Consider the following 26,596-nt stretch of genomic DNA (forward strand, 5'->3'; position numbering starts at 1 on the left):
AAGTCATGGCGTCTCTGGAAGATCATCAAGTCCGCATGGTCCGGCTGCTGCGCGACCTTGGCGTCCAGCCGGGGGATCCGCTTCCAACTGAACCGCAGCTGGCCCTAAAACTGAACATGAGCCGCCAGTCAGTGCGTGAAGTGCTGTGTGCCCTGCAGGCCCTGGGATTCGTCGAAGCACGCCAGGGCGCCAGGCGCCGGATGAGGGGCTTTGACCCCGCCGTGTTTGGCCAACATATCGGCATGACGCTCCCCTACGATCACGACAGCCTCCTCGAGATTCTGGAAATGCGTCAAGCCTTGGAAACCCAGTTCTTTCCGGCGGCTTTCCAGACAATCAGTGCACGCCGCCTGAAGCAGCTGCGCAGTCTCACCGACGCCATGAGAGGGCGTGCAGAAGAGGGCAAGACCTTCCTGGATGAAGACGAGCAGTTTCACGCCATGCTCTACGAAGGCCTGGAAAACCGCACCCTCAGCGGGATTCTCAGTGGGTTCTGGCACTTCTTCAAAACAGCAAGTTCAACAATCACGACCGGTAAGGACCTCCCTCACACCGCTGCCCTGCATGCGGTGATCGTCGATGCCATCGAGACCGGAGATCCCCAACTGGCCGCCCATCGCCTGGACATCCATTTCTTCGATGTCCGAAACCGGTTGGCCCACCTTGCAGAGCAGGACATCAAGGCCAGCCCGCGCTAGTCAGCTATCCCCCCTCCCCCCAATATAAGGAGACCTCGCAATGGAGCGTCGCACTTTCCTCAAGGCCGCCGCGGCCGGTTCCCTGGCACTCACCCTGCCATCGCTGGCAGCCTGCAGTTCATCATCTTCCGCGGACCAGGCCGGTGGAGACCTTGAGTACTGGCTTTGGCAGGATGACGCCACCGATCAGACGTGGCAGCAGCTCGCCGGGCAGTTCAACGGTCTCAACACCGGCTTTAAAGTCAACCTGCAGATCATCCCGCTGGCCCAGTACCAGGACAAACTGCTGACGGCGCTCAGCAGCGGAGGCGGGCCGGACGCCTGCCGATTCAAGGATTGGTGGCTCGGTCAGTTTGTTGGGCAGAAAGCCATCGCATCCCTTGACGACATGGTCAGCAACTGGGACGGACAGGACGATGTTCTGGCCGAGCTGTATGCCACGGGCAAAGTCCCGGGCAGCGACAGCCTGTACATGCTGCCCCACCAGTTCGTCACGCTGTACATGTATTACCGCAAGAGCTTCTTCAAGGAGGCGGGCCTGGATGCTCCCCGTACGCATGAGGACGTGCTCCGGGCCGCCGAGAAGCTGACAGACGCATCGAAGAGCCGGTTCGGCATCGATGTCCGTGGCGGCGCAGGCGGCCAGGACCAATGGGCAGCCTGGATGTTCTCAGGTGGGGCACGCATGGTCGACGAGGCCGGCAACGTCGTTCTGGACGATCCGGCCGCCATCTCGGTCAACCAGCAGTACCTGGACCTGCAGACGAAATTGAACGCAGCTCCCCCCGGTTCAACGACTGCCGCCTTTGCCCAGGTGATCGCTAACTTCCAGGGCGGTCAAACCGGAATGCTGATCCACCACACCGGATCGCTGAGTGCACTGCGCTCAGGGCTCGGCGATGACCTCGGCGTAATCCCAATGCCGTCAAAAGACCCGGCAGACGCACGCACCCTGGGATCCATGAGCGGCAACGTCGTTCTGCAATCCTCCAAGAAGCAGCAGCAGGCCTTCGAATGGATCTCCTGGCTCGCCACGAAGGAACCCATGGTGAAGATCAGCACGTCCAAGCAGGGCCAGCTTCCGGTGTTGAAGTCTGCCGCCGAGGATCCGTTCTTCAGCAGCGACGAGGCCTACCGGGTCGCCATCGCAGCTCAGGCAGGGGCACTGAGCTGGCCTGCAGTCAAGGGTACGGCCGCCGTGGCCAACCAAACATGGAGCCCTGCCATCCAGGGCGCTTTCCTGAACCAGTCCACCAGTGAGCAGATGATGAAGAAGCTCGCTGAAGATCTGAGGCGCTGACCATGTTAGCGACCACCGCAAGGCCGGCTGCCCCGCCGGCTGTGCGCCGCAGACGCCAAAAGTTCCAGCAGAAGGTGGAGCCGTTCATTTATCTGGCTCCCACGTTGATTCTTCTCGGCGTATTCGTCCTCTACCCGGTGCTCAGCTCACTGTGGCTGTCCCTCAACGAAGCCGGAATTCTAGGCGGCATCACCGGCTTCGTTGGGTTCTCCAATTACCTGGAGATCTTCACCGGCGAGAAATTCGGTCATTACGCCCTGACTTCGGCGGCGTGGACTTTCGGCGCCGTCGGGCTGCAGCTTGTTCTCGGTATGTGCGGTGCGCTCCTATTGAACCAGCGGATTCCCCTTCGCGGAGCCGTCCGCGGCCTGGTCATGATCCCCTGGGCCACCCCCAGTGTTCTGGTTGCCTTGATCTGGCTCTGGCTGCTGGACCCCAACCACGGGCTAATCAACTCCGCGCTCCTCAACCTGGGCATCATTCAGTCACCCATCACCTGGCTGAGCAGCCCTGAAACAGCATTGCCGACGCTGATCATGGTCGATGTCTGGCAGGGTGTACCTTTCTTCGCGGTCATGATCCTCGCCGCACTCCAGGGAGTCTCCGCGGAACTCAAGGAATCTGCCCGCATGGACGGATGCGGGCCGTGGGGAGTCTTCTGGAACGTCGTCGCACCCAAAATCCTTCCAACTATTCTGATCACCACGATTCTGCGGATCATCTGGACCGCCAACTACGTCGATCTCGCCTTCATCCTCACCGGAGGCGGGCCGGCGGAAGCGACAACCACGCTGCCCCTGCAGGCGTACCTGACGGCTTACAAGTCCGGTGATTTCGGCACCGGCGCCGCCTACGCCGTCATCCAAGCTGTCGTGCTCATGGTCTTCATCGTGATCTACGTCCGCCTGTCCGCGAAGGGAGAGGAAAAGTGAGCGCAGCAACTGTGCACCCGCCGGCGGAGAAATACCGCAGCACACCGCCTGTCCAGGGCACCAGGTCCAGGCGGCCATCCGCGCGTAAAAGCGTAGGCAAGGGATTCGTCATAGCTGCAGTCGGTGTCTGGCTCGTCCTGGTCCTGGGGCCTTACGTGGTTATGCTGCTGACCTCGTTGACACCCCAGCAGGAACTGCTGGCTCCTGGATCCCAGGTCTTCCCTGAGAACCCCACTCTCGATGCCTACAAAGACCTCGCGGCAGGAACACCCTTCTTCCAGTTCCTGGGGAACAGCGCCATGGTCGCGTTTGGAACCGTCGTCGTCTCCCTGCTGGCTGCCACAACAACCGCCATCAGTTTGTCCCGTTTCCGGTTCCGTGGCCGCCAGACCGTCCTGACCTCGCTCCTGATCGCCCAGCTGTTCCCAGCGGTGCTGCTGGTGATTCCGCTCCAGGGAGAGCTGCGGCAGTTTGGCCTGCTCGATACCATCCCGGGGCTGATCCTCATCAACACCACCTTCGCCACGCCCTTCGCTGTGTGGCTGTTGAAGGGATTCCTTGATTCCCTGCCGGCTTCACTGGATGAAGCCGCCCGCATCGACGGGTGCAGCGCCTTCCAGATGGTCAGGCACATTCTGCTTCCGCTGATGAAGCCGGGCCTGACAGCAGCAGGCACGTACATCTTCATCTTCTCCTGGAACGAATTCCTCTATGCGCTGACCTTCACCCAGTCCAACCAGACGCACACCGTCCCTGTAGGCCTGCATCTGTTTATCGGTGAATACCAGATCAGATGGGATCTCCTCACCGCAGGGGGCGTGGTTGCCGCGATCCCCGTGCTCCTCGGCTTCATGCTCGTCCAGCGGAACCTGATCGAAGGACTCACAGCCGGAGCAGTGAAGGGCTGACCCCCAGGACGGTACCCACCCCCGACAGCACCCAGGGCAGACCGGCCCTTCCAGGCCAGGCGGCCGGACCGGCAGCCCAACCAAACCAGCAGACCAGAACGGACTCACAATGAAAATCGAAAATATTGACGTAAAACTTTGCCGCATGAAGCTCCCCAAGGGCGATTGGGGCGACCAGATCAACTTCGTCACGCACATCGAGATAATCCTGGTCGACGTCACCACCGACACGGGCCTGACGGGCACCGGCTTCAGCCACACTTCCGGGGTGGGTGGCGCAACCATAGTCTCGATGCTCTCCGAAGTCGCCCCCATCCTCATCGGCCAGGAAGTCTCCCCCCGCGCCCTCTGGGACAAGGCCTGGAAGTACCTCCGGTTCAACGGCACCGGCGGCATTACTACCCTTGCACTGGCCGGACTGGACATCGCGTATTGGGACATCATGGGCAAGACAGCCAACATGTCCCTGGCAGATATGCTGGGCCGCTGCCGCGACAAGACACCCCTGTATGGCAGCGGCATCAACCTGCACCTGTCCATCGAAGAAGTTATCGACCAGGTCCAGGGCTGGAAGGCCGACGGTTTCGCCGCCGGAAAGGTCAAGGTCGGAAAACCGGACCTGGAAGAGGACGTGTACCGTCTCGCCAAGCTCCGTGAGGCGGTCGGCCCGTACCCGCTGATGATTGACGCAAACCAGGGGTGGACACTTCCCCAGGCGGTCCAGGCGTTCAAACGATTCGAACAATTCAACCTGACCTGGATTGAAGAGCCGCTGCCCGTGGATGACATCATCGGCCACAAACGGCTGCGCGAGCTCGCCGACGGCCCCATCGGCCTCGGCGAGAATCTGTACACCGTCCAGCAGTTCAACCACTACTTCTCCAGCAACACGTGTGACTTCGTCCAGGCCGACATCGGCCGCGTGGGCGGCATCACCCCGTACATGGACATTGCGGCGATGGCACGGGCCTGGAACCTGCCCATGGCACCGCACTTCATCATGGAACTCAGCGCCACCGTCCTGTGCTCCGTTCCCAACATCTACCTCGCCGAATACACCGACGGCGGAACCCTCACGGATCTCGGAGTGCTGCAGCCAGGAACAGGCGAGCTCCGCAACGGGCACTACACCCCGTCCAGCACTCCGGGCCATGGTTTGGCCTTCAACCGGGAAAAGCTCGCCGCAAATGAGGTTGCCATCCCGGCACTGACCGGCGGTCTTTAGCACCAGCCTGCGAGCGCAGGCCTCACCGGGTTGCTCCCCACTTGATGTCCAACGCATGCCGACCGGGGTGCCGAAGGACCAGATACACGAAATAGGAACGATACAAAGATGAATGACCAGTTGTTCTCAGTTGAAGAGAAGATCGTCGTAGTGACCGGCGGCCTCGGGCAGATCGGAGCCGAATTCGTTCAGGAGCTCCACGGACGCGGCGCCAGGGTGGCCGTATTCGCCCGGGACGTATCAGAGGCCAAGGTCAAGGAAGTCTTTGAGGACATCCACGGAAGCGACCGGCTCGCTTTCTTCTCTGTCGACATCACGAAAAAGCCCACGATCGAGGAAGCCCTCGATTCCCTGGAGTCGCTGTGGGGCGTACCTGACGCCCTCATCAACAACGCCGGCCTGGACACACAGCCAAGCGCCCCGCCGGAAGTGTCCGGCCCGTTTGAAGAATTCCCGGTCGAAATTTTCCGTGAAGTCGTTGACGTCAACCTGACCGGAACGTTCCTCATGGTGCAGGCCGTCGGAAGCCGTATGCGCCGGGCCGGAAAGGGAGGATCGATCGTCAACGTGGGTTCCATCTACGGAATGGTCTCCCCCGTCCAGGACATTTACGCCTACCGCGGGGAGGAGACCGGTGTCCCCTTCGTGAAGCCGGTGGCCTACAGTGCCGCCAAATCGGGCATCTACAACCTCACCCGGTACTGTGCCACGTATTGGGGACGGCACGGAATCAGGGTCAACACCCTCACGCCCTCCGGAGTGGGCCGGGAAACGCAGGATGCCAAGTTCCAGGCCAACTACACCAGCCGGATGCCAATCGGCAGGATGGCCGAGGCCTCCGAATACAACGGCTCCGTTGTCTTCCTCATCTCCCAGGCATCGACGTACATGACCGGCGCCAATCTCATCGTTGATGGGGGGTGGACTGCATGGTAGCCAGTCAGGACTACTCACGGTTTGAACGGATCTTCTCCGCACTTGTCTCACCGATGCGTGCCGACGAGTCGATTGACTTTGCCACGTTGTCTAAACTCGTGGAATTTCAGCTGGGCCGGGGCGTGGAAGGGTTCTACTGCTGCGGTTCCTCCGGCGAGGGCCTCCTGCTGACTCTTGATGAGCGGGCCGAGATTGTCCGCACCGTGGTGCAGACGGCAGCCGGCCGGGCACCGGTCATCGCCCATGTAGGAACGATACGCACCGCGGACGCCATTGCACTGGCAAAGGACGCCGAAGCGGCCGGAGCTGATGCCGTCTCGCTGATCCCGCCCTACTACTACCGCTTCACGGCCGAGGAAATCCTCGGGTATTACAACCGGGTCATGGAAGCGACAAGCCTGCCCGTCATCATCTACAACATCCCGCAGTTCACGCAGGTCCAGTTCGACAAGACTCTTGCCGGCCCCCTCCTGGACCAGGAGCAGGTCCTGGGAGTGAAGCACACCGCGCATGACCTGTACTCACTCGAACGCATGACAGCCGCCTATCCGGAGAAGGTCTTCTTCAACGGTTTTGACGAGATCTATCTCTCCAGCCTGGCGGCCGGGGCGAGAGCCACCATTGGAACAACCGTGAACGTTCAGCCCGAGTTGTTCCTCCGCACCAGGGCGCTGTTTGAGACCGGCGATCTGCCGGGCGCCCGGATTGTTCAAGAGCAGATCAACAACACGGTTGAGGAGCTTGTCAGCCAAGGCGTCTTCAGGGCAGCGAAGTACCTCGCCGGCGACGGCGTGCTCGAATGCGGCAATCTGCGTGAACCGTTCGAGCCGCTGAATGATGTCCAGCGCAAGGAACTGGACCGTCTGCTTGCCGGCATCCACGAAACTGCGGCACAGCTGTGAATGCCGGCGTCAGCGCAGGCCAGGGAGGAGCCGGCATATTCCAAAGGCCAACCCTGAGCCATGAGTCAGCCAGCAGCATTCTGCAGGCCGTCCTCGGCCGCACCCACCAGCAGGACGGAATCCCGGTTGGGGTCGCCTGCGCCATAGTCGGCAGTTTCGGAGAACTCATCGCCTTTGGCGCACAGGACTCCTGTGGTGCGCTCCCGCGGAAACTGGCCGCCCGCAAGGCCTACACCGCCCTGATTCTCAGGCGGCCGACCGCCGAGGTAAAGGAGGCGGCCGCTGCCGGACAGATCGATTTGGACAGGCTCAATGATCCGGAACTGACACCCACACTGGGGGGCGCTCCCCTGTTCATCAACGGCGTGATCGTCGGAGCCATCGGCATCAGCGGCCTGCCTCCCTCCGGCGATGCCGCTGTCGCTGAAAAAGCGGCGGCGGAATTCAACGCCACCGTCACGGAGCCTGCGGCGTCCCACTGATGCACTGAAAGCCGGTTTCCAAGGTGCCACCGGCTGCCGGACCTCTTGGAAACCGGCTTTCAGCCCCCTTCCCAGACCTACAGGAGCAACAAATGTCCGCTTATACCGTGCCTTCAACACCGAAGAAACCTGTCACTGAGCCGAACACCGCCTATCTGATCGCCAGCGGCGACCTGCGCGAGTCGGCAAACGCCGCTGGGTGGCCAGTGCAGCAGGAGCTGGAAAAGCACCTGACAGCTGCCTTTGAGGAGCTGGGGTGGGAGGTGAAACGGGCAAACGACGTCGACCCCGCTCTGGGCCACGGTTTCATCCGCAGCCAGCGCATGGGTCTGGAGGTGTTTCGGAACATCCCCGAGGATGCACCGCTGGTTGTCGCCGAAGCAGTCTGGCAGTACAGCCATCACGTCCTGGCCGGGCTGCGGACCCACCGTGGACCAATCCTCACCGTAGCGAACTTCGCCCCCGACTGGCCCGGGCTGGTCGGCCTTCTCGGCCTCAACGCGGGCATGACCAAGATGGGTCTGCGCTACTCGACCCTCTGGAGCGTGGATTTCGAGGACCAGTGGTTCAAGGACGGCATCCGCAGCTGGGTGGAGACCGGCAATGTCCCCCATGACAACTCCCATGTCCGGCCGCTCCCTCAGCTGGCCGAGAGCCCCGAGAAGCAGCTTGGAGAAGCCCTGGCCCAGGAACTGTTGAGGGACAAGGCCATCATCGGTGTCTTCGATGAGGGGTGCATGGGAATGTACAACGCGATCATCGATGATGAGCTGCTCAACCCGATCGGCATTTACAAGGAACGCCTTTCCCAGAGCGCTCTTTGGGCCGAAATGCTCACGGTCGACGACGGGGAAGCCGACGCTGTGGGTGACTGGCTCCTGGAAAAGGGAATGACGTTCCGGCTCGGCAGCGATGAAGCAACGGAACTGACGCAGCACCAGTTGAGGTGGCAGTACAAGATGTACATCGCGGCTCTGCGCCTCAGCGATGACTTCGGCCTGGACGCCGTCGGAATCCAGTACCAGCAAGGACTCAAAGACCTCTGCCCGGCCAGCGACCTGGTCGAAGGGCTGCTGAACAACGTTGAGCGCCCGCCGGTAACCTCACGCGACGGTTCCCGCATCCTGTGGGAGGGCCAGGCGCTTCCACATTTCAACGAAGCCGACGAAGGTGTTGCCGTGGATGCCTTGGCAACGAACCGGGTGTGGACCGCCATGGGACTGGACCCGGCGACCACGCTGCACGACGTCCGCTGGGGCGAGGACTTCGACGGTCAGTTCGTCTGGGTGTACGAAATCTCCGGATCGGTTCCCCCTTCCCATCTCGGTGGCTACCACAATGCCGAGGGCTGGCGTCAGGGGCATGTGTTCTTCCCCGCGGGCGGCAGCACGATCAACGGTGTGTCAAAGCCGGGCGAAATCGTTTGGTCCCGGTTGTTCATTGCCGACGGCGAGCTCAACCTGGACATTGGCCGTGCCAGCGTCGTTGAACTCCCCGAGGAAGAAACCCGGCGCCGAAAGAAATCAACGAACCCCGAATGGCCGATCGCGCACGTCGTGCTCCACGGTGTGGACCGAAACCAGTTCATGAGCCGGCACAAAGCTAACCACGCGCAGGTTGTCTACGCGCCTGACGCGGAAACAGCCGATAAAGGCCTCCTGGCCAAGGCTGCCCTGTTCGCCGGCCTGGGAGTCCGGGTCCACCTCTGCGGAACTGTCAACGTGCCATGACAGCAGCGGTAATAGGTGTCGATATTGGCACCTCCAGCAGCAAGGGCGTGCTGGTAAGCGGCGACGGAACCATCCTGGCCACCGCTGTACGCACCCACGAGGTGTCACGTCCCCGCCCCGGCTGGGTGGAAATGGGCGCCGATGAATGGTGGGAGGAATTCTCCTCGATCGCCAAGGAGCTCACCTCGGATACGGATGCTGACATCCGCGCAGTTGGGGTCAGCGGCATGGGTCCCTGCGTGCTCGTCACCGACGACAGCGGGATTCCCCTGCGTCCGGCCATTCTGTACGGAGTCGACACCCGCGCCACCGCCGAGATCGAGGCCCTCAGCCAGCAGCTGAGCGCCTCCGCGATCCTGGAACGGAGCGGTTCCGCGCTCTCTTCCCAGGCTGTCGGGCCGAAGCTGGCGTGGCTGGCCGGCAACGAGCCAGAGGTGATGGAACGGGCACGCCGTCTGTTCATGCCCAGTTCGTGGCTCGTGTGGAAACTCAGTGGGCAGTATGTCCTGGACCATCACTCCGCCAGCCAGTGCACGCCGCTCTACGACACCACCGCCCAGAGCTGGTACCGGCCGTGGGCGGACCTGATTGCACCAGGCATCGAACTTCCGCCGCTGCTTTGGGCGAATGAGACCGCGGGGACGATCACCGCGGACGCGTCAGTCGAGACTGGCCTGCCGGCAGGGATTCCCGTCATCGCAGGGACCATTGATGCCTGGACCGAGGCCGTGAGTGTTGGGGCACAGAACCCCGGCGATCTGATGCTCATGTACGGCACAACGATGTTCCTGGTGGCGACCACAGAGGAAAGAGTCACTGTACCCAACCTCTGGAGCACTGCCGGTGTTTACCCGGGTACCCGTAACCTCGCCGGAGGCATGGTGACATCCGGTGCGATAACGGGCTGGCTCCGTGGTCTGTTCGGAGCGCCGGATTTTGCCGATCTGCTGACGGAGGCCCGCGGCTCGGGTCCGGGGGCCGGCGGCCTGCTGATGCTGCCGTACTTTGCCGGTGAACGCACCCCCGTCATGGATCCGGCTGCACGGGGAATCATCGCCGGTTTGACGCTGTCGCACACACGCGGGGATCTGTACCGTGCAGCTTTGGAGGCGACGGCCTTCGGAGTGAGGCACAACGTCGAAGCCATGGTGTCCGCCGGCGCAAGGCCCAAACGCATCGTCGCTGCAGGTGGAGGTACACAAGGAGGCCTGTGGGCACAGATCGTCTCCGACGTCACCGGCCTGGCCCAGGTCATCCCGTCCATCACGATCGGGGCCAGCTACGGGGCCGCCCTCCTGGCAGCAGCCAGCGTCACTGACGTCAGTATCGACGGCTGGAACCCGCCAGCACACACAGTCGTCCCCAACTCGTCTTTGGAAGACACCTACAACGAGCGCTACCAGTTGTACCGCGCCCTCTATCCGGCAACCCGGGAGATCTCCCACGTCCTGGCAGCGGCGGGCGGGGTTAACGGCTGACCCTGGAACTGTGCCGGCTTGCAGCACACGGATGGCCGCAGACCTTCCCGCTTTCCGAACAATTCCAGGAGCGGAATCAGGAAAGGCTTCTGGGCTTTAGGCAGGCACACCGGCTCCCGAACACTGCTGGCGGAGGGCTTCATTTCCGGGACTTGCCTCCAAGGCGAGGAGGACACGTTTGGCGTCCACCCCGCCGGAGTATCCCGTCAGGGCTCCTCGGGTGCCGACCACCCTGTGGGTGGGTACCAGGATGTTCAGGGCGTTGCGGGACAGCGCGGCGCCGACGCTGCGAGCCTTGGCAGCATCGCCGAGTTCCAGGGCCAGCTGCTTGTAGCTGCGGGTCTGACCGTAAGGGATGGAGCTGACCGCCGCCCACACCTGCTGTTGGAAGGGCGTCCCGGGCTGGCTGGCCGGCAGGTCCAGGCAGCACCGCCTGCCTTCGAAGTACTCCTCGAGCTGACGTTCAACCGCCTCGAAACCGTTCTCGGCCGATAGCCCGTAGCGGGCGGCTCCCGGCGCGGCAGGATCAGGGGCCGCCGGCTCCACTGCGGTAAGCACGGCGTCTTCGGCCACGAGGGTGAGGATGCCCAGGGGCGAGGTGATGACTTTATAGGTCCGCATGATGCTGTCCTTTGGTTGTTCGAGAAATGACCTGTCGTTGGATCAGTTGGTGCTGCGCTTGGCCCGTTGCCATAAGCCGGTGCCTGAGCGCCGGGCCAGGCCTTCGAGTTCAAGGCGGCCCAGGCCGGCCCGCACCGCCGGGAGCCCCAGGCCAGCGACCGTGGCCAGCTTCTCCACCGCTGAGCCGGTTCGCAGCGGCAAGGCGTCCAGCAGCAGAATGTCCTCGGCTGCCAGGCCGTCGTGGTCGGCCCGTTCAGAAGTGCCGGATTTTGACCATGCTTTACCGGGCTGGGCTTCACCGGGCCGTGCTTCACCGTGACCCGCTGGCTCCGGGGACGGCAGGCCGAAGGGATCGGAGAGTTCCGCTATCTCGGCGGCGTCGGTCACGCAGACGGCGCTGCCGTCGCGCAGCAGCCGATGGCAGCCCGCCGAATTTGCGGAGTACACCGGTCCCGGAACAGCCCCAACTCCCCGCCCCAGGCCGGCTGCATGGTGGGCAGTATTCAGGGCCCCTGAACGCCAGCGCGCTTCCACCACGACGGTTGATGCGCTGAGAGCCGCGATGAGCCGGTTCCGCTGCAGGAATCTCCAGCGCGTGGGCGCGGATCCAGGTGGAACTTCACTGAGGACAAGCCCCCGGTCCGCCACAGCCCGGAGCAGGTCCTCGTTGCCCGCCGGGTAGAAGCGGTCTATCCCGCCGGCCAGCACGGCGATGGTCGGAATCCAGGACTGCTCCCCTGGCGACGGCCCGCCTCCGCCGGCCACGGCGAGCGCGGACCGATGGGCCTGCGCATCGATCCCGTAGGCGCCCCCGGAGATCACTGTCCGGCCGCGCTGCACCAGTCCGGCGGACAGGTCTCCGGTGATGGACAGCCCGTACGCCGTGGCGTCCCGGGAACCAACCACGGCGACGCACCGGGCTGACGGCGGGACGGCGGCGCTGCCCCTCACCCAGAGGCAGAACGGCATCCCGAGTCCCAGCTCGTACAGCGACTCCGGCCAGCGCTGATCCTCCGGCACCAGCAAGGCTCCGCCGAACCGGGAGACCGTGCTCAGATCGCGTTCCGGCGCCAGGTCAGCTACCCGCGGACGCCAGCGTTCCAGTGCCTCGTTCAGCGTCAGTTCCGAACCACGGATGCCGTTCTCCTCCAGGATGGCGCTGATCCCCCGGCGGTCTGCAGCACCGGGCTTTTGCCGGCCGGACGCGATCCGCACTGCGGCTTCGGGCCCCGCAGCCATCACAAGCGCCTGGCCAACGGTGTCGGACGGTTCGATGAGGCGGGACAGGGCCGCCCGTGCCAGGAGAATCCCGGGCCCAGGCCGGCTCATGCTGCCACCGCCCGCTGCCGGAAGCTCAGCGCCTGACCAATGTCGTCGGCGTCAGGCGCATCATGTCCGGACAGATCGGCAATGGACCAGGCCACCCGCAGCACCCGGTCGTATCCGCGGGCGGTAAGGGACTGACGGTCCATGGCGCGGTCAAGGGCTTTGGTGGCTGTGCCCGCCGGCTTCAGCACACCGCGCAGCACCTGCCCGGGGACCTCCGCGTTGGTCGCGCAGCCCCACGGGCTGAGCCGTTCCCGCTGGCGCTGCCTTGCCCGGACCACCCGCCGGGCAACGTCCGCCGTTGTCTCCGCACCGCCCGCCGCGGCGAACTCCGGCAGCGAAACGCGGCGGATCTCGAGCTGCAGGTCTACCCGGTCCAGCAGCGGACCGGAGAGCCGGCCGAAGTAGCGGCGCCGCTGCTGTGCGCTGCAGGTGCAGTCGATGCCCTTTCCGCTGGCCAGGCCGCAGGGACAGGGGTTGGCAGCCAGGACCAGCTGGAAGCGTGCCGGGTACACCGCTGTACCTGCTGCCCGGTGCAGTACCAGCGTGCCGCTCTCCAGTGGTTGGCGCAGGGCATCCAGGACCCGTGCCTCGTATTCGGGTGCTTCGTCCAGGAAGAGCACACCGCGGTGCGCGCGGGAGGCGGCTCCGGGGCGCGGAATACCTGCCCCTCCTCCGATCACGGCCGCGGCAGTGGCGGTATGGTGCGGACTCTCGAAAGGCGGGCGGCGGATCAGCCCGGTGCAGGGTCCGCCCCGGACATCGAGTGAATGAATGGCCGTGACCTCCATGGCCGCCGTGTCACCCAAATCCGGGAGCAGACCGGGCAGCCGTTCGGCCAGCATGGTCTTGCCGGCTCCGGGCGGACCGGTCATCAGCAGGTGATGCGCCCCGGCTGCGGCAACTTCCAGGGCGAAGCGGGCCTCGGACTGGCCGGCGATGTCCGCAAGGTCGGGGACGCTTTGCCCGGCTCCGGCCGTATTCTCCTGCTGACCTGTCTTTGCCGCGGGAGTGACGGGAGGAAAAACGAGATGATCAGGATCTGCCCCGAACCGCTGGGCGACAGCGGCCAGGGACGCGAACCCGCCCACCCGGGCAGACGGAACCAGCGAGGCTTCAGCATTATTGGCTTCCGCCACCACTATCTCCTGGAACCCGGCCTCGACCGCCGCCATAACCGAGGGCAGGATGCCTCGCAGCGGACGCAGTCTCCCATCCAGTCCCAGTTCGGCCAGGAACACGGTCCTGCCGGTGCTCCGCACGTCGCCTGCTGCCGCCAACGCCGCCATAACGATCGCCAGGTCGAAGCCGGAGCCGCGCTTGTGGACATCTGCCGGCATGAGATTCACCGTGATTTTGCGCCGGCTCAACGGAAGCCCGGAGTTTTTTGCTGCGGACTTTACCCGGTCGCGTGACTCATTCAGGGACGCGTCGGGAAGACCCAGCAGAATAAAGGCGGGAAGGTTCTGGCCGATGTCCGCCTCTACCTCGACGATTCTTCCCTCCAAGCCCGTCAGACCTACCCCATAAGTGCGGCCCAGCCCCATCAGCCGATTCCCTTCAGATGTTCGATGACGGGGTCTGCACTTCCTGCCGGGCCGCCGGAGGGCGGCAGCAGTACGGAGACAGCATCCACCCGCCAGTCTTTGGCCGCGGCCGGGTGGGCCCGGGTCCAGGCAGCCGCAAGCACATACAGCCGGGCCAGTTTCGCGGAGCTGACCGCTTCGAACGGGTGCCCAAAGTTCAGGGAGGACCGGGTCTTGACCTCCACCACAACCAGCGTGGCGCCGTCCCTCACCACGAGATCGATTTCCCCCTGCGGACAGCGCCAGTTCCGTTCGACAATGTCGTATCCCGCGGCAGCCAGATGGTCCGCAGCAAGGCCTTCACCGGTCCGGCCCACAATGTCTTTGGCTCTCATGCGCCCAGCCTGCACCGGGATCAGCGCCGGGCGGCGGGATGCGGCGCGGATGTGGACAAGCGCGCGCCGCTGGCACGGGTGTGCAGGATAAGTCCGGACTGGTCAGGGAAAGTGATGGCGCAGGACACACAGAGGGCGGGCGCCTGCGTGCCGCAGCGCCCGCCCTTTGCGGTTTGTCCATCCTGGTTCGGACCAGGGTTGTTAGGCCTAGGCCCAGAGGAAGGGAACCACGAGGACTCCGAGGGTGAGGACCGGCCCAATGATGACCATCGACAGACCCCAGATGGTCAGGTGCTTGTTCACCGTGGAGCGGTGTTCCTCCACGGTCGAGGCAACAATCGTCGCGCCGGTTGTTCCAAACGGAGCACAGTCCACCAGCGACGCCGAGATGGCCAGCGCGTAGATGAAACCGGTCATCTCCAGGCCGCCGCCGGGAATCAGCAGCGGAACCGCAAGCGGGATCAGCGCACCGATGATGCCGATGGTGGAAGCGAAGGCCGACACCAGGGCTGCGATGACGCAGATCACGAACGCCGCGAGCAGCGGCTGGCTCACCGAGCGGGCTGCCTCGCCGAGCTGGTCGATGGCGCCGAGGCGGGTCAGGACCGCCACGTAGGTGATGATGCCGCCGAGCAGCAGGGTGGTGCTCCAGTCGATGCGGGCGATGGCCTTGCGGCCTACGCCCGGATCCACCAGGGAGAGGATGACGGCGATCGTCAGCGCCACCACCCCGAGGTTCACGTCGACGTCGAGCTGGTTGAGGGTGAAGAAACCGCCCACCAGGACGAAGATGGAGGCGATGACGAGCATCTGCATGGGTTCCAGTTTCGGACGCGCTGCAGCCTTCACCTTGGCATCGGCCCGGTTGAGCACCAGGGTGCCCCCGCCGGAGCTGCGGGCACCCCCCGAGGACGGGCCTTCGCCGGTGCCGCCGCTGCGGCCGGCAGAGCCGGCGCGGGTGCGGGCAATGAGTTCGCGTCCGCCGAACATAAAGAAGGCCACCAGGACAACAAGGGCGTTCACGCCGATGGAGAGGCCGAACATGAGCGCAGCGTTGTAGGGGACGTTGGCTTCGGAAGCTACGGTCTGCACGGTGATGCCGACGATGCTGGTGGGTGCCAGCGCACCGCCGACGATCGCCGAGCTCATGGCGATGCCCATCATGGTGGAGTTGATCCTGTGGCTGTGCGCCAGGGTCATCGCAATGGGGACGACGGCGAAGGCAGCGTGGGAGGTGCCCATGCAGGCAACCGCCGTTGCAATGGCCCACAGGCCCCAGGGCAGCAGGGCCACGCGGTCCCCGATGAGGTCCAGGGACCGGTCCACCAGCCACTTGATGGTGCCGGTTTCATGCGCCAGCCCGAAGAGATAGGTGATGCCCACCAGGATGATCAGGGCGTCCACGGGGAAGCCGCCGAGGACGTCCTTCAAGCTCTCGCCGACGACGCCGATGCCAATGATGAAGGCGGCCACCAGGGCCAGTGCACCCATGTGCACGTTACGGACAGAGGAGATGGTGAAAACTGCCGCGAGCCCGATGAGGGCAATAATCTCGGGGCTCATGCCGTGCGCTCAAAGGGGACGAGCCCTCGGCAGGGGGCGGGGGAAGTAAAGAACGTCATTGATTTACTCCGATCGGTTGGTTCGTCCGCGGGAGGCTCCCGCGAGGTACAAGGTCAGGGCTCCGGCGTCCACGCCTTCGACGTCGGCAAAGCCGATCAGGCTGCCCTGGGCAACCGGGCGGATCAGCCGGGCGCCGTCGAGCAGGTAGAACGGGGAGGCGGCGGGGTCGGAAGCGATCATCACGGGTGCAACCGAGTCAATTTCGTGGTGGTGTCCGGCTACGGCCAGATCGGTTCCGGCCGGCAGGTCGCACAGGGCGCGGCCGGCGAGGATCATGCCCGGCACTGCCGGAGGAGCCTCCACCAGGTCGACGGCGGCATGCACCGTGAGCGGTGTCTCCACACCCATGTAGTGGTACGGCCAGTAGATGCAGGCGTACCTGCCGTCGCGGCTGACGACGTGGCCCTTGCCCCGGAGGATTTCCCAGGTGGCAGGATCGCCGGTGCGGACGATGGCGAAGACGCCGCCGGCGAAGCTCGCCTCACCCGGCAGCCGGAGGGCGGAGAAAACGTCCACCACACCGTCGTTCGCCAGGATGCCGCCGTCTTCGCGTGCGGCGTAGATGTCGGCAAGTTCATTGATCCGGGCCACGGGGTAATGCATGGCCTCCACATCGGCCATCATGCCGGTGCGCATGGCGACAACCGTCATTTCGCACGAATCGGCAGCTGCTGCCCGCTTGAGCGGGCTGACCGCTTCGGCCCGCTTGCCCAGGGTGGCGGTGATACTGCTTCCAAGCTCCAGCAGCCCGGTCAGCTGCGGGGCTTCGATGCTTTCGCCTGCCTGGCTCACGCGGCCGGTCGCGGGGTCGAACTGCAGGTCGTACTCCCCCGCCTTGCCGATCGCCACGATGTCCAGCCCGACGGCGCTGACCCAGTCAACCAGGCGCAGCAGGTTGGCCGGCTGGTCACCGTCGCCCGGGATATAGCTGAGCCCCTTCTCCGCTGCGCGCGCGCTGAGTTCGACGCCGACAACGGTGTCCACCTCTTTGCTGACCATCACCACATGGGTGTTGTTCTCCAGTGCTGCCTCGGCATAGGCGGCGCCGGCACCAACCCGGCCGCAGGCCTCAACCAGGACGTCGATGCCTGCCCAGTCGAGGGCGTCAACGGACCCGATCAGCGCAATGCGGCCGCTCGCAATAATTTCCGCGGTCTGTGCCGGGCCGCTGGACGCGGCGGCTCGGGATGCGGGGATGCCCAGTTCTTCGAGCATGGCCAGCACGCCGGCGGCATCCGGATCCACCAGAACCGCGGGCAGGATTTCGGGGGTGCAGGCAAGCTGGGCAAGGAACGTACGCCCGTAGCCGCCGTTTGCCCCGGTGAGGGCTACGCGGATGGGAGCTCGTCGTCGAGCGCGGTGAGGGAGAATCACGGTGGCATCCAAATCTTCGTGAGCACCGCTCGACCTTCGAACGTGCCGGGAATCACTGTGACACACAATTCTAATTTCGTACAACAAATTACCAATGCTTAACAACCGTTCACAGCGCGGTGTTACAGTCGAGTCCGATAACTGCCGCCTCACCGGCTGGTTCGGAAAGGAACACACAAGTGCTTGGAATCATCGCTGACGACTTCACTGGCGCCACGGATATAGCCACCATGCTCCGGCGCTCGGGCCACCGGGTGGCCGTCGTCATCGAGGACGGAACGCCCGCCGCCGGGGAACTGGCCGGCCTCGACGCCGTCGTTATTGCCTTGAAGAGCCGGTCCGAACCGAAGGAGGCCGCGGTGGCCGCCTCGCTGGACGCGCTCCGCCGGCTGCGCGCTTGGGGTGCTGCCCGCTTCTATGTGAAGTACTGCTCCACCTTTGATTCCACCACCGAGGGAAACATCGGGCCGGTGCTCGACGCCGTCGCGGATGAACTCGGTGCGCCGCGGTGCGTTGTGGTGCCTTCGCTTCCGGCCAACGGACGCACTGTCTACAACGGTCACCTCTTTGTGAACGGCGTACTCCTCGAAAACTCCTCCATGCGGCACCACCCCCTGACGCCCATGACCCGCTCGCGCCTGACAGAGCTGCTGGGCCCGCAGACGCCGCACACGGTCAGCGAAGTTGCCCGGCCGGTGGTCCGGAGCGGAGCCGCGGGGCTCCGCGCAGCGATCGACGCCGCCGAGGGCCGCTACGTGGTGGTTGACGCCATCGATGATGAGGATCTGGGAATCATCGCCGCCGCGGTTTCGGGGCATGTGCTGGTCTCCGGCGGTTCCGGGCTGGCTCTCGGCATGACCGGCCCCGGCGCGGCCGGTGCGTCCTGGGCGCCACCGCGCCGAGGGCGGGGAGGCGTCCTGTGCGGGAGCGTCTCCAGCACCACCCTGGCCCAGGTTGCACACGCCGCACGCACCCAGCCGGTGCGGCAGATTGATATCCGCGCCGCCATCGCCGATCCCGGAGCGGCGGCCGCCGACCTGGCTGCCTGGTTCCTGGCGCAGGCACCGGATTCCACCCCCGTGGTGTGCGCGGCCCGGAGCCGTGAAGACGTCCACACCCTGGTAGACGGCGTGGAGAGCGCACCCGTCATCGAGCACGTGCTGACTCAGGTTGCCGTTCACCTCACGGCAGACCCTGCCGTTTCCGCGCTCATCGTCGCGGGCGGCGAAACCAGCGGAGCCGTCGTGCGCGGATTGGGCATCCAATCCCTGCAGATCGGCCCCGAGCTCGCGCCGGGGGTGTGCTGGTCGACGGCGGAGGCCGGCGGACGCCCGTTTGCCCTGGCCCTCAAGAGTGGCAACTTCGGCGGACATGACCTTTTCGTTTCGGCCTGGGAGCGCCTGGCATGAGAATCCATCACCAACTCATCACCGCCGGACGGCGGCTCGTCGACATGGGGCTGAGCCCGGGCGCCACCGGCAACCTGAGCCTGCGGGACGGAGACAGCTTCCTCATCACCGGTACCGGCGCCTCCCTGGGGCACCTGACCGAAGCTGATCTTGCCAGGGTCTCGCTCACCGGCGTCCACCTCGGCGGTGCCCCCGCTTCAAAGGAAACGCCGCTGCACGCCGGTTTCTACCAGCGGGGCGAAGAACACCAGGCGATTGTCCACCTGCACTCTCCGCAGGCCGTCGCCCTCTCCTGCCGGACCCCCTGGTCTGATCTGAACGCCGTTCCGCCGCTCACTCCGTACTTCGTGATGCGGGTGGGACAGAGCCCCCTGCTGCCCTACCGGCATCCCGGCGACACGGCGCTCGGCGAGGACATCCGGTGCGCGCGTGGCCCCTTCCGTGCAGCACTGCTGGCCAACCACGGATCCGTGGTCTCAGGCAAAGACCTGGACGACGCCGTCGAACGGGCCGCCGAACTCGAGGAAGCGTGCCGGATTGCCCTCCTGACCGAGAACTCCCCGCGCCGTGAACTCACGCCGCTCCAGATCCGCGAGCTCGCTGAACGGTGGAACAGTCCCTGGACGGATTCTCCGGTAGATTGAACCGGGAGGCACCAATGGCAAAGTCGATATCCCTGATTCCGGAGCAGCGCAGGCAGCAGATTCTCCAGCACCTGCGCGCCCAAAGAGTGCTCAGCTACCGGGAAATCACCGAGTTGCTCGGCGTCAGCCACATGACAGCCCGCCGCGACGTCGCCGCTCTCGCCGAGGCGGGAGACGTTGAAGTGACGCAGGGCGGCGTCCTCGCCGTCAGCAGGCTTCTGGAGGAACCGAGCCGTTCCGTGAAGGAAGCAGCCGATCTGCCGGCCAAAGCCGCGATTGCCAGCCATGCTGCGGAGCTGGTGGCCGATTCCATGACTGTTTACCTGGACGCCGGCACCACCGTCCAGGCCATGTGCCCGTACCTGCAGGACCGCCGGAACCTCACCGTCGTCTCCAACGACCTGGCCACGGCCGCAGCCTTCCTCGAGTTTCCGGGCGTTGAGCTCATCTGTGTTGGCGGGAGGGTGGACCGGGACAACAAGTCGATGATCGGCCGCCTCGCCACCCTTACGCTGGCCGAGCTGTCCCTGGACATCGCATTTCTATCCTCCAGTTCCTGGGACGTCCAGCACGGGATCACGACGCCGGTGGAGGCCAAGGTGGATCCGAAGCGCGCCGCCATGGCATCCGCCGAAAAGACGGTGCTGCTGGCGGACAGCAGCAAGTTCGGGCGCTACGCAAAATACCGGGTCCTGGCTCTGGAAGAACTTGACCTCATCATCAGCGACTCCGGTCTCAGCGAAAGCGCCGTATGCCAGATCCAGGAGCGCGGCGTCGAGGTCGTGCGGGAAAGCCTCCTGCCCGCCGCAGCCCTCCGCTAGGCGACCCTCAGATCCGGGTCAGCTCCGGTACAGCACCGGCGTCGCCCGCAGCCGGACAGGTTCCAGGTTCAGCAGCGGCGGCGGCCCGCTGAAGCCGTGGAACCCGTGCAGCAAGCTGACATGCGGATGCAGCCGCGCCGCGAACGCCAGGGCCGGATCGCCCGCAGCATAGCCCGCCGGGTCCGTCACCGCGCACTCCGCTAGGAACTCCAGCAGCAGCGAATAGAGCACGGCGTGAAGAGTTTGGAGCCCGGCCGAGGCGGCGTACTCCACCGCCAGGGTGGAACCGTCCCTCCCGAAGCCCGCCAGTCCGCGGGGCTCAAGGACAAATTCGCCCTCCGGCAGGGCCTCCGCAGTGGCCGTCAGGTACCGGCCCAGCGCCCGGGCATAAACGTCCGGTTCGACGCCGGTGGCTGTGGTGAGACGGGAGAAGGCGTCGTCAGCCCGTCCGAAATGGATCAGGGTCAGGTGCAGCCGGTCGGCGGAGACCCGCCGGGTCCCCGGCGCGAGTTCCCGGACCGCTGACTGCAGGCGGCGCAGTTCCGCCAGCCCGGCGCCGTCGGGCTTCAGCTGCGCATAGATGCGCACGCCGGAGAGTGCGTCAGGAAGTGCCGGAGCTCGAGGCTCTGGATCGGGCAGTGAAGAAGCCACGAACGCAGTCTATGATGCCGCCGGTGCCCGCGGGCGCGGTACCTTGGAAAAATGGTGCTGGAAATCCCGCGGCTGCAGGACGAATCGCTTCTGCTGCGGCCCCATGTGGAAGCGGATGCTGACGCTGTGCTGCAGCGGTCCAGGGATCCCCTGACTGTCGAATGGACCACGGTGCCGCTGGATTACAGCCGGGAGATGGCGCTGAACTATGTCTTCGCCGTCGGGGTGCCGCAGGAGGACAAGATTGCCTGGGCCCTGGAGCAGGACGGCAGGTACGCGGGCAGCATCGACCTGCGCTGGCAGGGCGCAGGGACCGGGGGCCTGGGGTTCGTGACAGCACCGGAGTTCCGCGGCCAGGGGCTGATGAGCCGGGCGGTGCGCCTGGCCGTCGCCTATGCCTTCGATTCCCTCGGGTGGGAGCGGGTCAACTGGACCTCCAACGTCGGGAACATCGGCAGCTACAAACCTGTCTGGCGCAGCGGTTTTCCGCTGCCGGTGACGGTCCCCCGGATGCTCGCCCACCGCGGGGAGATGGTCGATGCCTGGTTTTCCGAGCTGGACGCGGCCGCGCCGCGGACACCCAGGATCCTGTGGTCTGACTGTCTCCGGCTGCTTCCGGTGGTTCCCCAGGCCACACCCCCGGACAGTGCGTCCCGGCAGCCCTAGTTCAGGTCGTCCGGTTTGGGCAGCGTGAGATCGTCGTTGCGGGTCAGTTCCTCGACGTTGACGTCCTTGAACGTAATCACCCGCACGCTTTTGACGAACCGTGCCGAGCGGTAGACATCCCAGACCCATGCGTCCTGCAGTGTGAGGTCGAAGTAGATTTCGCCATCGGCCGAGCGTGCCTGCAGATCCACATGGTTCGCCAGGTAGAAGCGCCGTTCGGTCTCGACGACGTAGCTGAACAGCCCCACGACGTCGCGGTATTCGCGGTAGAGCTGCAGCTCCATATCCGTCTCGTAGTTCTCAAGATCCTCTGCGCTCATGCCACCATCATCCCCCAAGCGGGCCCGCAGCGGGCCCATCGTCATCGGATCGCGCCGAACCCAGCCGCCAGGAGAGGCGGTGCAGCGGTGAGGGACCGAGCAGATCGATGGCCGCCCGGTGCGCCCCGGTGGCGTAACCCTTGTTGATCTCCCAGCCGTACTGCGGATGCAGTGCAGCGTATTCGGTCATAAGTGCGTCGCGTTCCACCTTGGCCAGGACCGAGGCTGCTGCCACGCTGAGGCAGGTCATATCCGCTTTGATCCGGGTGTGGACAGGGGCCAGGCAGGCAGACTCATCCTCCTCCTCGACGTCGTCGAACAGGCTGGCCTGGACCGCCGGTGAAAGCCAGTTGTGGTTGCCGTCCAGGAGGACGACGTCGGGAGTCAGTGTTCCGCGGACCTGGGTCCAGGCGCGCGTCCCGGCCAGGCGCAGCGCGCCCATCAGCCCGAGCAGATCGATTTCCGCGGCGCTGGCATGGCCTACGCCCCAGGCAGGGCACCACTTCTTGATCAGCGGCACCAGGGTTTCGCGGTCGGCGGCGGAAAGCAGTTTGCTGTCCTTCACACCCTTGAGCGAGCGGACGGAGTCCAGCTGCACCGCCACCAGGCCAACGCTGACGGGCCCTGCCAGCGCACCGCGTCCCACCTCGTCGCATCCGGCGAGGACCCGGTGTCCCAGTGCGGCGAACGTGCGCTCGAAACGGAGGGTTGGCGCTTTCGTCCCGGCGGTCTTTGGCCGCGCCGCACGAGGGGCACTCGGCCCGGCGGCCGCGGTGGCGCCTGCCGGAGCACGCCGTTTTGCCTGGAGCTCAGCGGTCACGGTGCAACCGCGGCTCCGGCCGGATCGGGCACATTCTCAAAGACTTCGGGATAGCTGCCAATGAAGCCGGCCCGGCCCAGCGGCCAGGCGATGACGGATGACTTGCCCTCAATGTCGGAAATGTCGATGAACCCGCCGTTTTCACCGTTCTGGTGTTCGCGGGAGTCGGCCGAGGCATTGCGGTGGTCACCCATCACCCACACCTTGCCTTCCGGAACCACCACGTCGAACGGAGTCTCGGAGGGAAGTGCTCCGGGGTAGAGGTACGGCTCGTCGATGGCCTCGCCGTTGATCGTGATTTTGCCGTCCGCGTTACAGCACACCACGTGGTCGCCGGGCATGCCGATAACCCGCTTGACCAGGTGCTGTTCGGACTCGTCCGGGAGCAGGCCGACGAAGGTCAGGGCGTCCTGGATGAAGTTCCCGCCGCCGTTTTGTGTGGGCGGCAGCCACGCCTGGGTGTCCTTGAAGACAATAACGTCGCCGCGTTCCAGGTCAAAGGGCTCCGGGACCAGCAGGTTCACGAAGATCCTGTCGTCAATCTCCAGGGTTTCCTCCATTGATCCCGAGGGGATGAAGAACGCCCGGAAGAGGAAGGTCTTGATCAGGAAGGACAGCAGCAGTGCGATGACAATGATCGTTGCAACCTCGCGCAGCCACGCGCCGAACCCCCGGTTCTTACTGCCCTTGCCGTCCTGCCCGGCAGAATGGGCGGCGTGGGAGCGCGCTTCGCCGGAGGCCGCGTTCCCGTCCTGGGGATCGTCCGGGAAGTCCTGCGCCATGTGCTGTCCTCTTATTCCGCTGAATTCCATACAGAATCCAACTCTAGCCGTTGAATCTCTGTGCTTCTTTCGAATGGCCATAGGATTTGCTGGGCGCGGCCAATCACCCGTTCCTCCGGGATGAGCCCGCCGCCGGGTGCCCCCAGCAGGGACCGGGAGTCAGCTGACTCCGAGCGGTGGTCCCCCATAAGCCACAGCCTGCCTTCGGGCACCACCACATCGAACGTCTGTTCGCTGGCAGCATCCCCCGGGTAGAGATATGGCTCGTCAACCGGTTGGCCGTTCACTGTGATCCGGGAATCCCCGTCGGTGCAGCAGGCAATCCGGTCTCCCGCGACGCCGATGACCCGCTTGACGTAGACGGTGTCACTGCCGGTGAGCCCAAGCCACTGCCCGGCCTGCTTCACGGCCTGTGTCAGGGCCGGATCTGAACTGTGCAGGGGCGCCAGGGAACCGCGGCCGTCAAAAACGACGATGTCTCCGCGCTGGATTTCGCCGGTGCGGTACTCGATGCGGGAGACCAGAACCCGGTCCCCCGGTTCCAGCAGCGGCTCCATGGAGCCCGAGGGAATGTAGTAGACGTCAACAACGAAAGCGCGGACCAGGCCGCCCAGCACGACGGCGGCGGCAAGGGCACAGAGCACGAAACGCCAGCCCGCAATGGACCGGCGTTTCGTGTGCTTCCGGGGCGGGGCCCCGGCTGCGGATGTGTCAGACAAGAAAATTACTTGGCGGGACGGAAGTCGCGCTTTTCCTTGATCTTGGCAGCCTTGCCGCGCAGGTCGCGCATGTAGTACAGCTTGGCACGGCGGACGTCACCGCGGGTGACGATCTCGACCTTGTCGAGGACCGGGGAGTGCACCGGGAAGGTACGCTCCACGCCGACACCGAAGCTGACCTTGCGGACCGTGAAGGTCTCGCGGAGGCCGTCGCCCTGGCGCTTCATAACGAAGCCCTGGAAGACCTGAACACGGGTGTTCTTGCCTTCAACGATGTTTACGTGAACCTTGACCGTGTCACCGGCGCGGAACTCGGGGATGTCTGAACGCAGCGAAGCTGCATCAACAGAATCTAGGATGTGCATTGTTTATCACTCCTGGTGAACGCCACAGGTCATTCACTTTGGTCACGGCGGCAAGGATGTGCCCGTAGGCACACAAATACCGCCGAAGCTAAAGAAACCGGCTGTCCGGGAATCGGCTGCCGGTGTGTCTCGCTGTTAGCCTCGCTCCCCCTGTGGCAGGTGCGGACCCAGATGACACAACTATCCATTCTGCCACACCCCGGCAGAGCCGACCAACCACTGGACTACCGGGGCAGCACAGCCTCCGCCGTCACGGTCCAGCCCAGTGCCGCCAGTGCCGCGCGGTCTGCCTTGTCCAGCGTGGCCGGGTCCAGCTTCGCAATCAGGTCCGGCCGGCGTTCGGCGGTGCGCCGCAGCTGCTCGTCGCGCCGGAACCGCGCGATCTTCGCGTGGTTGCCGCTGAGCAGGACTTCCGGGATAGGCCGGTCCCGCCATAGGGAGGGCTTGGTGTAGACCGGGTACTCGAGCAGGCCGTCGGAGTGAGATTCCTCCACCAGCGACTCCGGATTGCCGACGACGCCGGGCACCAGGCGGCCGATAGCCTCCACCATGGCCAGCACGGCAACCTCTCCCCCGTTCAGTACGTAGTCGCCCAGACTCATGGGGCGGACATCGAAATGTTCGCCGGCCCATTCCAGGACCCGTTCGTCGATGCCTTCGTACCGGCCGCAGGCGAAGACCAGCTGCTGCTTCTCTGCCAGCTCGTAGGCAGTGGCCTGGGTAAACACTTCCCCTGCAGGCGAGGGAACGATCAGTGTGGGCCGTCCCCCGCCGCCGGCCAGCCCGCCGCCCGGCTCTCCTGCCGGGCCACCGCTGAGGGCCGTGGACAGCGCCTCGGCCCACGGTTCGGGCTTCATGACCATCCCGGCCCCGCCGCCGTAGGGGGTGTCGTCCACGGTGCGGTGCCGGTCGGTGGTGAAACCGCGCAGGTCCTGGACCCGCACATCGAGCAGCCCGTCCTGCCGCGCCTTCCCGATCAGGGACAGGTCCAGTGCGGCGAGGTACTCCGGGAAAATCGAGAAGACGTCAATACGCACTTAGCGCCCAGCCCCGCCCTTGTCTGCCTCCGGCAGGTTCAGCTCAAACAGCCCGGCCGGCGGCGTCAGAAGCACATAACCGTCTTCGGTGTTCACTTCCGGGACGATGGCTTCCACGAACGGAACCAGGACCTCACGCCCCGCAGTGTCCTCAATGATCAGCAGGTCCTGCACCGTCAGGGTGCGCAGCGCGGTGACGGTACCAACGACGTCGTTTCCCACCTTTGCTTTCAGGCCCACCAGTTCGTGCTCGTACCAGCCTTCGCCTTCGTCGCCGGCGTCGGCTTCATCCGTGTCGATGAACAGCTTGACGCCGCGCAGCTCCTCGGCTCCGTTGCGGTCTTCAACCTCTTCGAAGCCCAACAGCAGGATGTCCTTGTTCCAGCGTGCGCTGATCACCGTCAGCGGCCCCTTGGCCGCCGGTTCAACGGTGAGGACAGCACCGGGGACAAACCGGTCCTCAGGTGCATCGGTCAGCACCTGGACGGTCACTTCACCCCGAATGCCGTGAGGCTTGCCGATTCGTGCCACCTGCAACTGCATGGATTCTCCTTGGATCGAAAGGCCCGGCCAAAAGGGGCCGGTGCCGAAAAAACATCCGGCCCCTTCACCATTATCTGGTGCCGGGGCCGGATGCTAAGAACTGCTTGAATTGCTGGTGCGTCAGCGGCGGCGGTCTGTGTCGACGACGTCGACACGGACCTGGTCGCTGCCGGCCAGGGCGGACATCACCGTGCGCAGAGCGCGGGCGGTTCGGCCCTGGCGGCCGATGACCCGGCCGAGATCTTCCTGGTGAACACGGACCTCGAGGGTTTCCCCGCGGCGGTTGTTCTTGGCGGAAACCTTGACATCCTCAGGGGAGTCAACGATTCCACGGACGAGGTGCTCCAGCGCTTCAGCCAGCAA

General features: G+C 64.9%; 29 protein-coding genes. 14 read left to right on the forward strand and 15 right to left on the reverse strand.

Annotation, left to right across the window (positions count from 1 at the left end; genetic code table 11):
• The first annotated feature begins 5 nt into the window (after positions 1–5).
• The 10 genes from ArtHe_RS08055 (at position 6) to ArtHe_RS08100 (ending at position 10,591) form a co-directional block, all read left to right on the forward strand.
• Positions 6–698 carry an FCD domain-containing protein gene (locus ArtHe_RS08055; RefSeq protein WP_248319513.1) on the forward strand — a complete coding sequence of 231 codons (693 nt, stop codon included), beginning with the start codon at positions 6–8 and terminating at the stop codon, positions 696–698.
• 40 nt (positions 699–738) lie between these two features.
• Positions 739–1,998 (forward strand): sugar ABC transporter substrate-binding protein, encoded by a 1,260-nt coding sequence (locus tag ArtHe_RS08060; RefSeq protein ID WP_248319514.1) that lies wholly within the window; start codon positions 739–741, stop codon positions 1,996–1,998.
• 2 nt (positions 1,999–2,000) lie between these two features.
• Complete coding sequence (locus ArtHe_RS08065; RefSeq protein WP_248319515.1) at positions 2,001–2,930, forward strand: sugar ABC transporter permease; 930 nt, start codon at positions 2,001–2,003, stop codon at positions 2,928–2,930.
• Positions 2,927–3,838 (forward strand): carbohydrate ABC transporter permease, encoded by a 912-nt coding sequence (locus tag ArtHe_RS08070; protein ID WP_248319516.1) that lies wholly within the window; start codon positions 2,927–2,929, stop codon positions 3,836–3,838. Before ArtHe_RS08065 ends, ArtHe_RS08070 begins: the two co-directional genes overlap by 4 nt.
• Positions 3,839–3,983: 145 nt before the next feature.
• On the forward strand, positions 3,984–5,063 hold the full coding sequence (locus ArtHe_RS08075; protein WP_248319517.1) for a mandelate racemase/muconate lactonizing enzyme family protein: 1,080 nt from the start codon (positions 3,984–3,986) through the stop codon (positions 5,061–5,063).
• A 108-nt stretch (positions 5,064–5,171) separates the two neighbouring features.
• Positions 5,172–5,999, forward strand: coding sequence for an SDR family oxidoreductase (locus ArtHe_RS08080; RefSeq protein ID WP_248319518.1), 828 nt, complete (start codon positions 5,172–5,174; stop codon positions 5,997–5,999).
• Entirely contained in the window at positions 5,993–6,901 is a 909-nt protein-coding gene (locus ArtHe_RS08085; protein ID WP_248319519.1) for a dihydrodipicolinate synthase family protein, read from the forward strand. Before ArtHe_RS08080 ends, ArtHe_RS08085 begins: the two co-directional genes overlap by 7 nt.
• Positions 6,898–7,383 (forward strand): heme-binding protein, encoded by a 486-nt coding sequence (locus ArtHe_RS08090; RefSeq protein ID WP_248319520.1) that lies wholly within the window; start codon positions 6,898–6,900, stop codon positions 7,381–7,383. Before ArtHe_RS08085 ends, ArtHe_RS08090 begins: the two co-directional genes overlap by 4 nt.
• Positions 7,384–7,475: 92 nt before the next feature.
• On the forward strand, positions 7,476–9,113 hold the full coding sequence (locus tag ArtHe_RS08095) for a fucose isomerase (protein WP_248319521.1): 1,638 nt from the start codon (positions 7,476–7,478) through the stop codon (positions 9,111–9,113).
• Positions 9,110–10,591, forward strand: coding sequence for an FGGY-family carbohydrate kinase (locus tag ArtHe_RS08100; protein ID WP_248319522.1), 1,482 nt, complete (start codon positions 9,110–9,112; stop codon positions 10,589–10,591). Before ArtHe_RS08095 ends, ArtHe_RS08100 begins: the two co-directional genes overlap by 4 nt.
• A 96-nt stretch (positions 10,592–10,687) precedes the next feature.
• On the opposite strand, the gene ArtHe_RS08105 is transcribed toward ArtHe_RS08100, so the two are convergent.
• From ArtHe_RS08105 to ArtHe_RS08130, 6 genes are all read right to left on the reverse strand, one after another.
• Positions 10,688–11,212 carry a methylated-DNA--[protein]-cysteine S-methyltransferase gene (locus ArtHe_RS08105; RefSeq protein ID WP_248319523.1) on the reverse strand — a complete coding sequence of 175 codons (525 nt, stop codon included), beginning with the start codon at positions 11,210–11,212 and terminating at the stop codon, positions 10,688–10,690.
• A gap of 42 nt (positions 11,213–11,254) precedes the next feature.
• Positions 11,255–12,541 carry a DNA-processing protein DprA gene (gene dprA / locus ArtHe_RS08110; RefSeq protein WP_248319524.1) on the reverse strand — a complete coding sequence of 429 codons (1,287 nt, stop codon included), beginning with the start codon at positions 12,539–12,541 and terminating at the stop codon, positions 11,255–11,257.
• Positions 12,538–14,085 carry a YifB family Mg chelatase-like AAA ATPase gene (locus ArtHe_RS08115; protein WP_248319525.1) on the reverse strand — a complete coding sequence of 516 codons (1,548 nt, stop codon included), beginning with the start codon at positions 14,083–14,085 and terminating at the stop codon, positions 12,538–12,540. Before ArtHe_RS08115 ends, dprA begins: the two co-directional genes overlap by 4 nt.
• A complete protein-coding gene (locus ArtHe_RS08120; protein WP_248319526.1) occupies positions 14,085–14,459 on the reverse strand; it encodes a YraN family protein in 375 nt (124 codons plus the stop codon). Before ArtHe_RS08120 ends, ArtHe_RS08115 begins: the two co-directional genes overlap by 1 nt.
• A gap of 207 nt (positions 14,460–14,666) precedes the next feature.
• Complete coding sequence (locus ArtHe_RS08125) at positions 14,667–16,022, reverse strand: SLC13 family permease (RefSeq protein ID WP_248319527.1); 1,356 nt, start codon at positions 16,020–16,022, stop codon at positions 14,667–14,669.
• Between the two features lie 63 nt (positions 16,023–16,085).
• Positions 16,086–17,456 carry a homoserine dehydrogenase gene (locus ArtHe_RS08130; RefSeq protein ID WP_248319528.1) on the reverse strand — a complete coding sequence of 457 codons (1,371 nt, stop codon included), beginning with the start codon at positions 17,454–17,456 and terminating at the stop codon, positions 16,086–16,088.
• Between the two features lie 179 nt (positions 17,457–17,635).
• Here ArtHe_RS08130 and otnK point away from each other — a divergent pair, with 179 nt between their 5' ends.
• Genes otnK through ArtHe_RS08145 form a run of 3 tightly spaced genes read left to right on the forward strand, consistent with a single transcriptional unit; the run spans position 17,636 to position 20,330 of the window.
• Positions 17,636–18,865, forward strand: coding sequence for a 3-oxo-tetronate kinase (gene otnK / locus ArtHe_RS08135; RefSeq protein WP_248319529.1), 1,230 nt, complete (start codon positions 17,636–17,638; stop codon positions 18,863–18,865).
• Positions 18,862–19,509 (forward strand): class II aldolase/adducin family protein, encoded by a 648-nt coding sequence (locus ArtHe_RS08140; RefSeq protein WP_248319530.1) that lies wholly within the window; start codon positions 18,862–18,864, stop codon positions 19,507–19,509. The genes otnK and ArtHe_RS08140 overlap by 4 nt, the downstream gene beginning before the upstream one ends.
• A gap of 14 nt (positions 19,510–19,523) precedes the next feature.
• Complete coding sequence (locus ArtHe_RS08145; protein WP_248319531.1) at positions 19,524–20,330, forward strand: DeoR/GlpR family DNA-binding transcription regulator; 807 nt, start codon at positions 19,524–19,526, stop codon at positions 20,328–20,330.
• A gap of 18 nt (positions 20,331–20,348) precedes the next feature.
• Here the strand turns inward: ArtHe_RS08145 and ArtHe_RS08150 are convergent, their stop codons facing one another.
• Entirely contained in the window at positions 20,349–20,981 is a 633-nt protein-coding gene (locus ArtHe_RS08150; protein ID WP_248319532.1) for a 2'-5' RNA ligase family protein, read from the reverse strand.
• 51 nt (positions 20,982–21,032) lie between these two features.
• Between ArtHe_RS08150 and ArtHe_RS08155 the strand changes: the two genes are divergently transcribed.
• Entirely contained in the window at positions 21,033–21,647 is a 615-nt protein-coding gene (locus tag ArtHe_RS08155; RefSeq protein ID WP_248319533.1) for a GNAT family N-acetyltransferase, read from the forward strand.
• Here ArtHe_RS08155 and ArtHe_RS08160 read toward each other — a convergent pair.
• From ArtHe_RS08160 to ArtHe_RS08195, 8 genes are all read right to left on the reverse strand, one after another.
• Complete coding sequence (locus ArtHe_RS08160) at positions 21,644–21,967, reverse strand: DUF2469 domain-containing protein (RefSeq protein WP_066303048.1); 324 nt, start codon at positions 21,965–21,967, stop codon at positions 21,644–21,646. The two genes, ArtHe_RS08155 and ArtHe_RS08160, sit on opposite strands and share 4 nt — an antisense overlap.
• 7 nt (positions 21,968–21,974) lie before the next feature.
• Entirely contained in the window at positions 21,975–22,646 is a 672-nt protein-coding gene (locus ArtHe_RS08165; RefSeq protein ID WP_066303092.1) for a ribonuclease HII, read from the reverse strand.
• Positions 22,647–22,783: 137 nt separating this feature from the next.
• Positions 22,784–23,569, reverse strand: a complete 786-nt coding sequence (lepB, locus tag ArtHe_RS08170; RefSeq protein WP_248319534.1) for a signal peptidase I — start codon at positions 23,567–23,569, stop codon at positions 22,784–22,786.
• An 11-nt stretch (positions 23,570–23,580) separates the two neighbouring features.
• Positions 23,581–24,231: a signal peptidase I gene (gene lepB / locus ArtHe_RS08175; protein ID WP_248319720.1), complete on the reverse strand. Its 651-nt coding sequence runs from the start codon at positions 24,229–24,231 to the stop codon at positions 23,581–23,583.
• Positions 24,232–24,293: 62 nt separating this feature from the next.
• On the reverse strand, positions 24,294–24,653 hold the full coding sequence (rplS, locus tag ArtHe_RS08180) for a 50S ribosomal protein L19 (protein ID WP_066303052.1): 360 nt from the start codon (positions 24,651–24,653) through the stop codon (positions 24,294–24,296).
• Between the two features lie 224 nt (positions 24,654–24,877).
• Positions 24,878–25,690, reverse strand: a complete 813-nt coding sequence (gene trmD, locus ArtHe_RS08185) for a tRNA (guanosine(37)-N1)-methyltransferase TrmD (protein WP_248319535.1) — start codon at positions 25,688–25,690, stop codon at positions 24,878–24,880.
• The gene (gene rimM / locus ArtHe_RS08190; protein WP_248319536.1) at positions 25,691–26,233 is read right to left on the reverse strand and encodes a ribosome maturation factor RimM; all 543 of its coding nucleotides are present in this window, start codon (positions 26,231–26,233) and stop codon (positions 25,691–25,693) included.
• A gap of 120 nt (positions 26,234–26,353) precedes the next feature.
• Positions 26,354–26,596, reverse strand: a complete 243-nt coding sequence (locus tag ArtHe_RS08195; protein WP_066303058.1) for an RNA-binding protein — start codon at positions 26,594–26,596, stop codon at positions 26,354–26,356.

It is taken from the genome of Arthrobacter sp. Helios, assembly GCF_023167125.1.
Taxonomy (GTDB): Bacteria; Actinomycetota; Actinomycetes; order Actinomycetales; family Micrococcaceae; genus Arthrobacter_B; species Arthrobacter_B luteolus.

Excerpts from the sequence above, each read along its gene's own strand:
- ArtHe_RS08055 (WP_248319513.1), top strand. The coding sequence starts at position 6 with ATGGCGTCTCTGGAAGATCATCAAGTCCGCATGGTCCGGCTGCTGCGC.
- ArtHe_RS08060 (WP_248319514.1), top strand. The coding sequence starts at position 739 with ATGGAGCGTCGCACTTTCCTCAAGGCCGCCGCGGCCGGTTCCCTGGCA.
- ArtHe_RS08065 (WP_248319515.1), top strand. The coding sequence starts at position 2,001 with ATGTTAGCGACCACCGCAAGGCCGGCTGCCCCGCCGGCTGTGCGCCGC.
- ArtHe_RS08075 (WP_248319517.1), top strand. The coding sequence starts at position 3,984 with ATGAAGCTCCCCAAGGGCGATTGGGGCGACCAGATCAACTTCGTCACG.
- ArtHe_RS08080 (WP_248319518.1), top strand. The coding sequence starts at position 5,172 with ATGAATGACCAGTTGTTCTCAGTTGAAGAGAAGATCGTCGTAGTGACC.
- ArtHe_RS08085 (WP_248319519.1), top strand. The coding sequence starts at position 5,993 with ATGGTAGCCAGTCAGGACTACTCACGGTTTGAACGGATCTTCTCCGCA.
- ArtHe_RS08095 (WP_248319521.1), top strand. The coding sequence starts at position 7,476 with ATGTCCGCTTATACCGTGCCTTCAACACCGAAGAAACCTGTCACTGAG.
- ArtHe_RS08100 (WP_248319522.1), top strand. The coding sequence starts at position 9,110 with ATGACAGCAGCGGTAATAGGTGTCGATATTGGCACCTCCAGCAGCAAG.
- ArtHe_RS08105 (WP_248319523.1), bottom strand. The coding sequence starts at position 11,212 with ATGCGGACCTATAAAGTCATCACCTCGCCCCTGGGCATCCTCACCCTC.
- dprA (WP_248319524.1), bottom strand. The coding sequence starts at position 12,541 with ATGAGCCGGCCTGGGCCCGGGATTCTCCTGGCACGGGCGGCCCTGTCC.
- ArtHe_RS08115 (WP_248319525.1), bottom strand. The coding sequence starts at position 14,085 with ATGGGGCTGGGCCGCACTTATGGGGTAGGTCTGACGGGCTTGGAGGGA.
- ArtHe_RS08120 (WP_248319526.1), bottom strand. The coding sequence starts at position 14,459 with ATGAGAGCCAAAGACATTGTGGGCCGGACCGGTGAAGGCCTTGCTGCG.
- ArtHe_RS08125 (WP_248319527.1), bottom strand. The coding sequence starts at position 16,022 with ATGAGCCCCGAGATTATTGCCCTCATCGGGCTCGCGGCAGTTTTCACC.
- ArtHe_RS08140 (WP_248319530.1), top strand. The coding sequence starts at position 18,862 with ATGAGAATCCATCACCAACTCATCACCGCCGGACGGCGGCTCGTCGAC.
- ArtHe_RS08145 (WP_248319531.1), top strand. The coding sequence starts at position 19,524 with ATGGCAAAGTCGATATCCCTGATTCCGGAGCAGCGCAGGCAGCAGATT.
- ArtHe_RS08155 (WP_248319533.1), top strand. The coding sequence starts at position 21,033 with ATGGTGCTGGAAATCCCGCGGCTGCAGGACGAATCGCTTCTGCTGCGG.
- ArtHe_RS08160 (WP_066303048.1), bottom strand. The coding sequence starts at position 21,967 with ATGAGCGCAGAGGATCTTGAGAACTACGAGACGGATATGGAGCTGCAG.
- lepB (WP_248319534.1), bottom strand. The coding sequence starts at position 23,569 with ATGGCGCAGGACTTCCCGGACGATCCCCAGGACGGGAACGCGGCCTCC.
- rplS (WP_066303052.1), bottom strand. The coding sequence starts at position 24,653 with ATGCACATCCTAGATTCTGTTGATGCAGCTTCGCTGCGTTCAGACATC.
- rimM (WP_248319536.1), bottom strand. The coding sequence starts at position 26,233 with ATGCAGTTGCAGGTGGCACGAATCGGCAAGCCTCACGGCATTCGGGGT.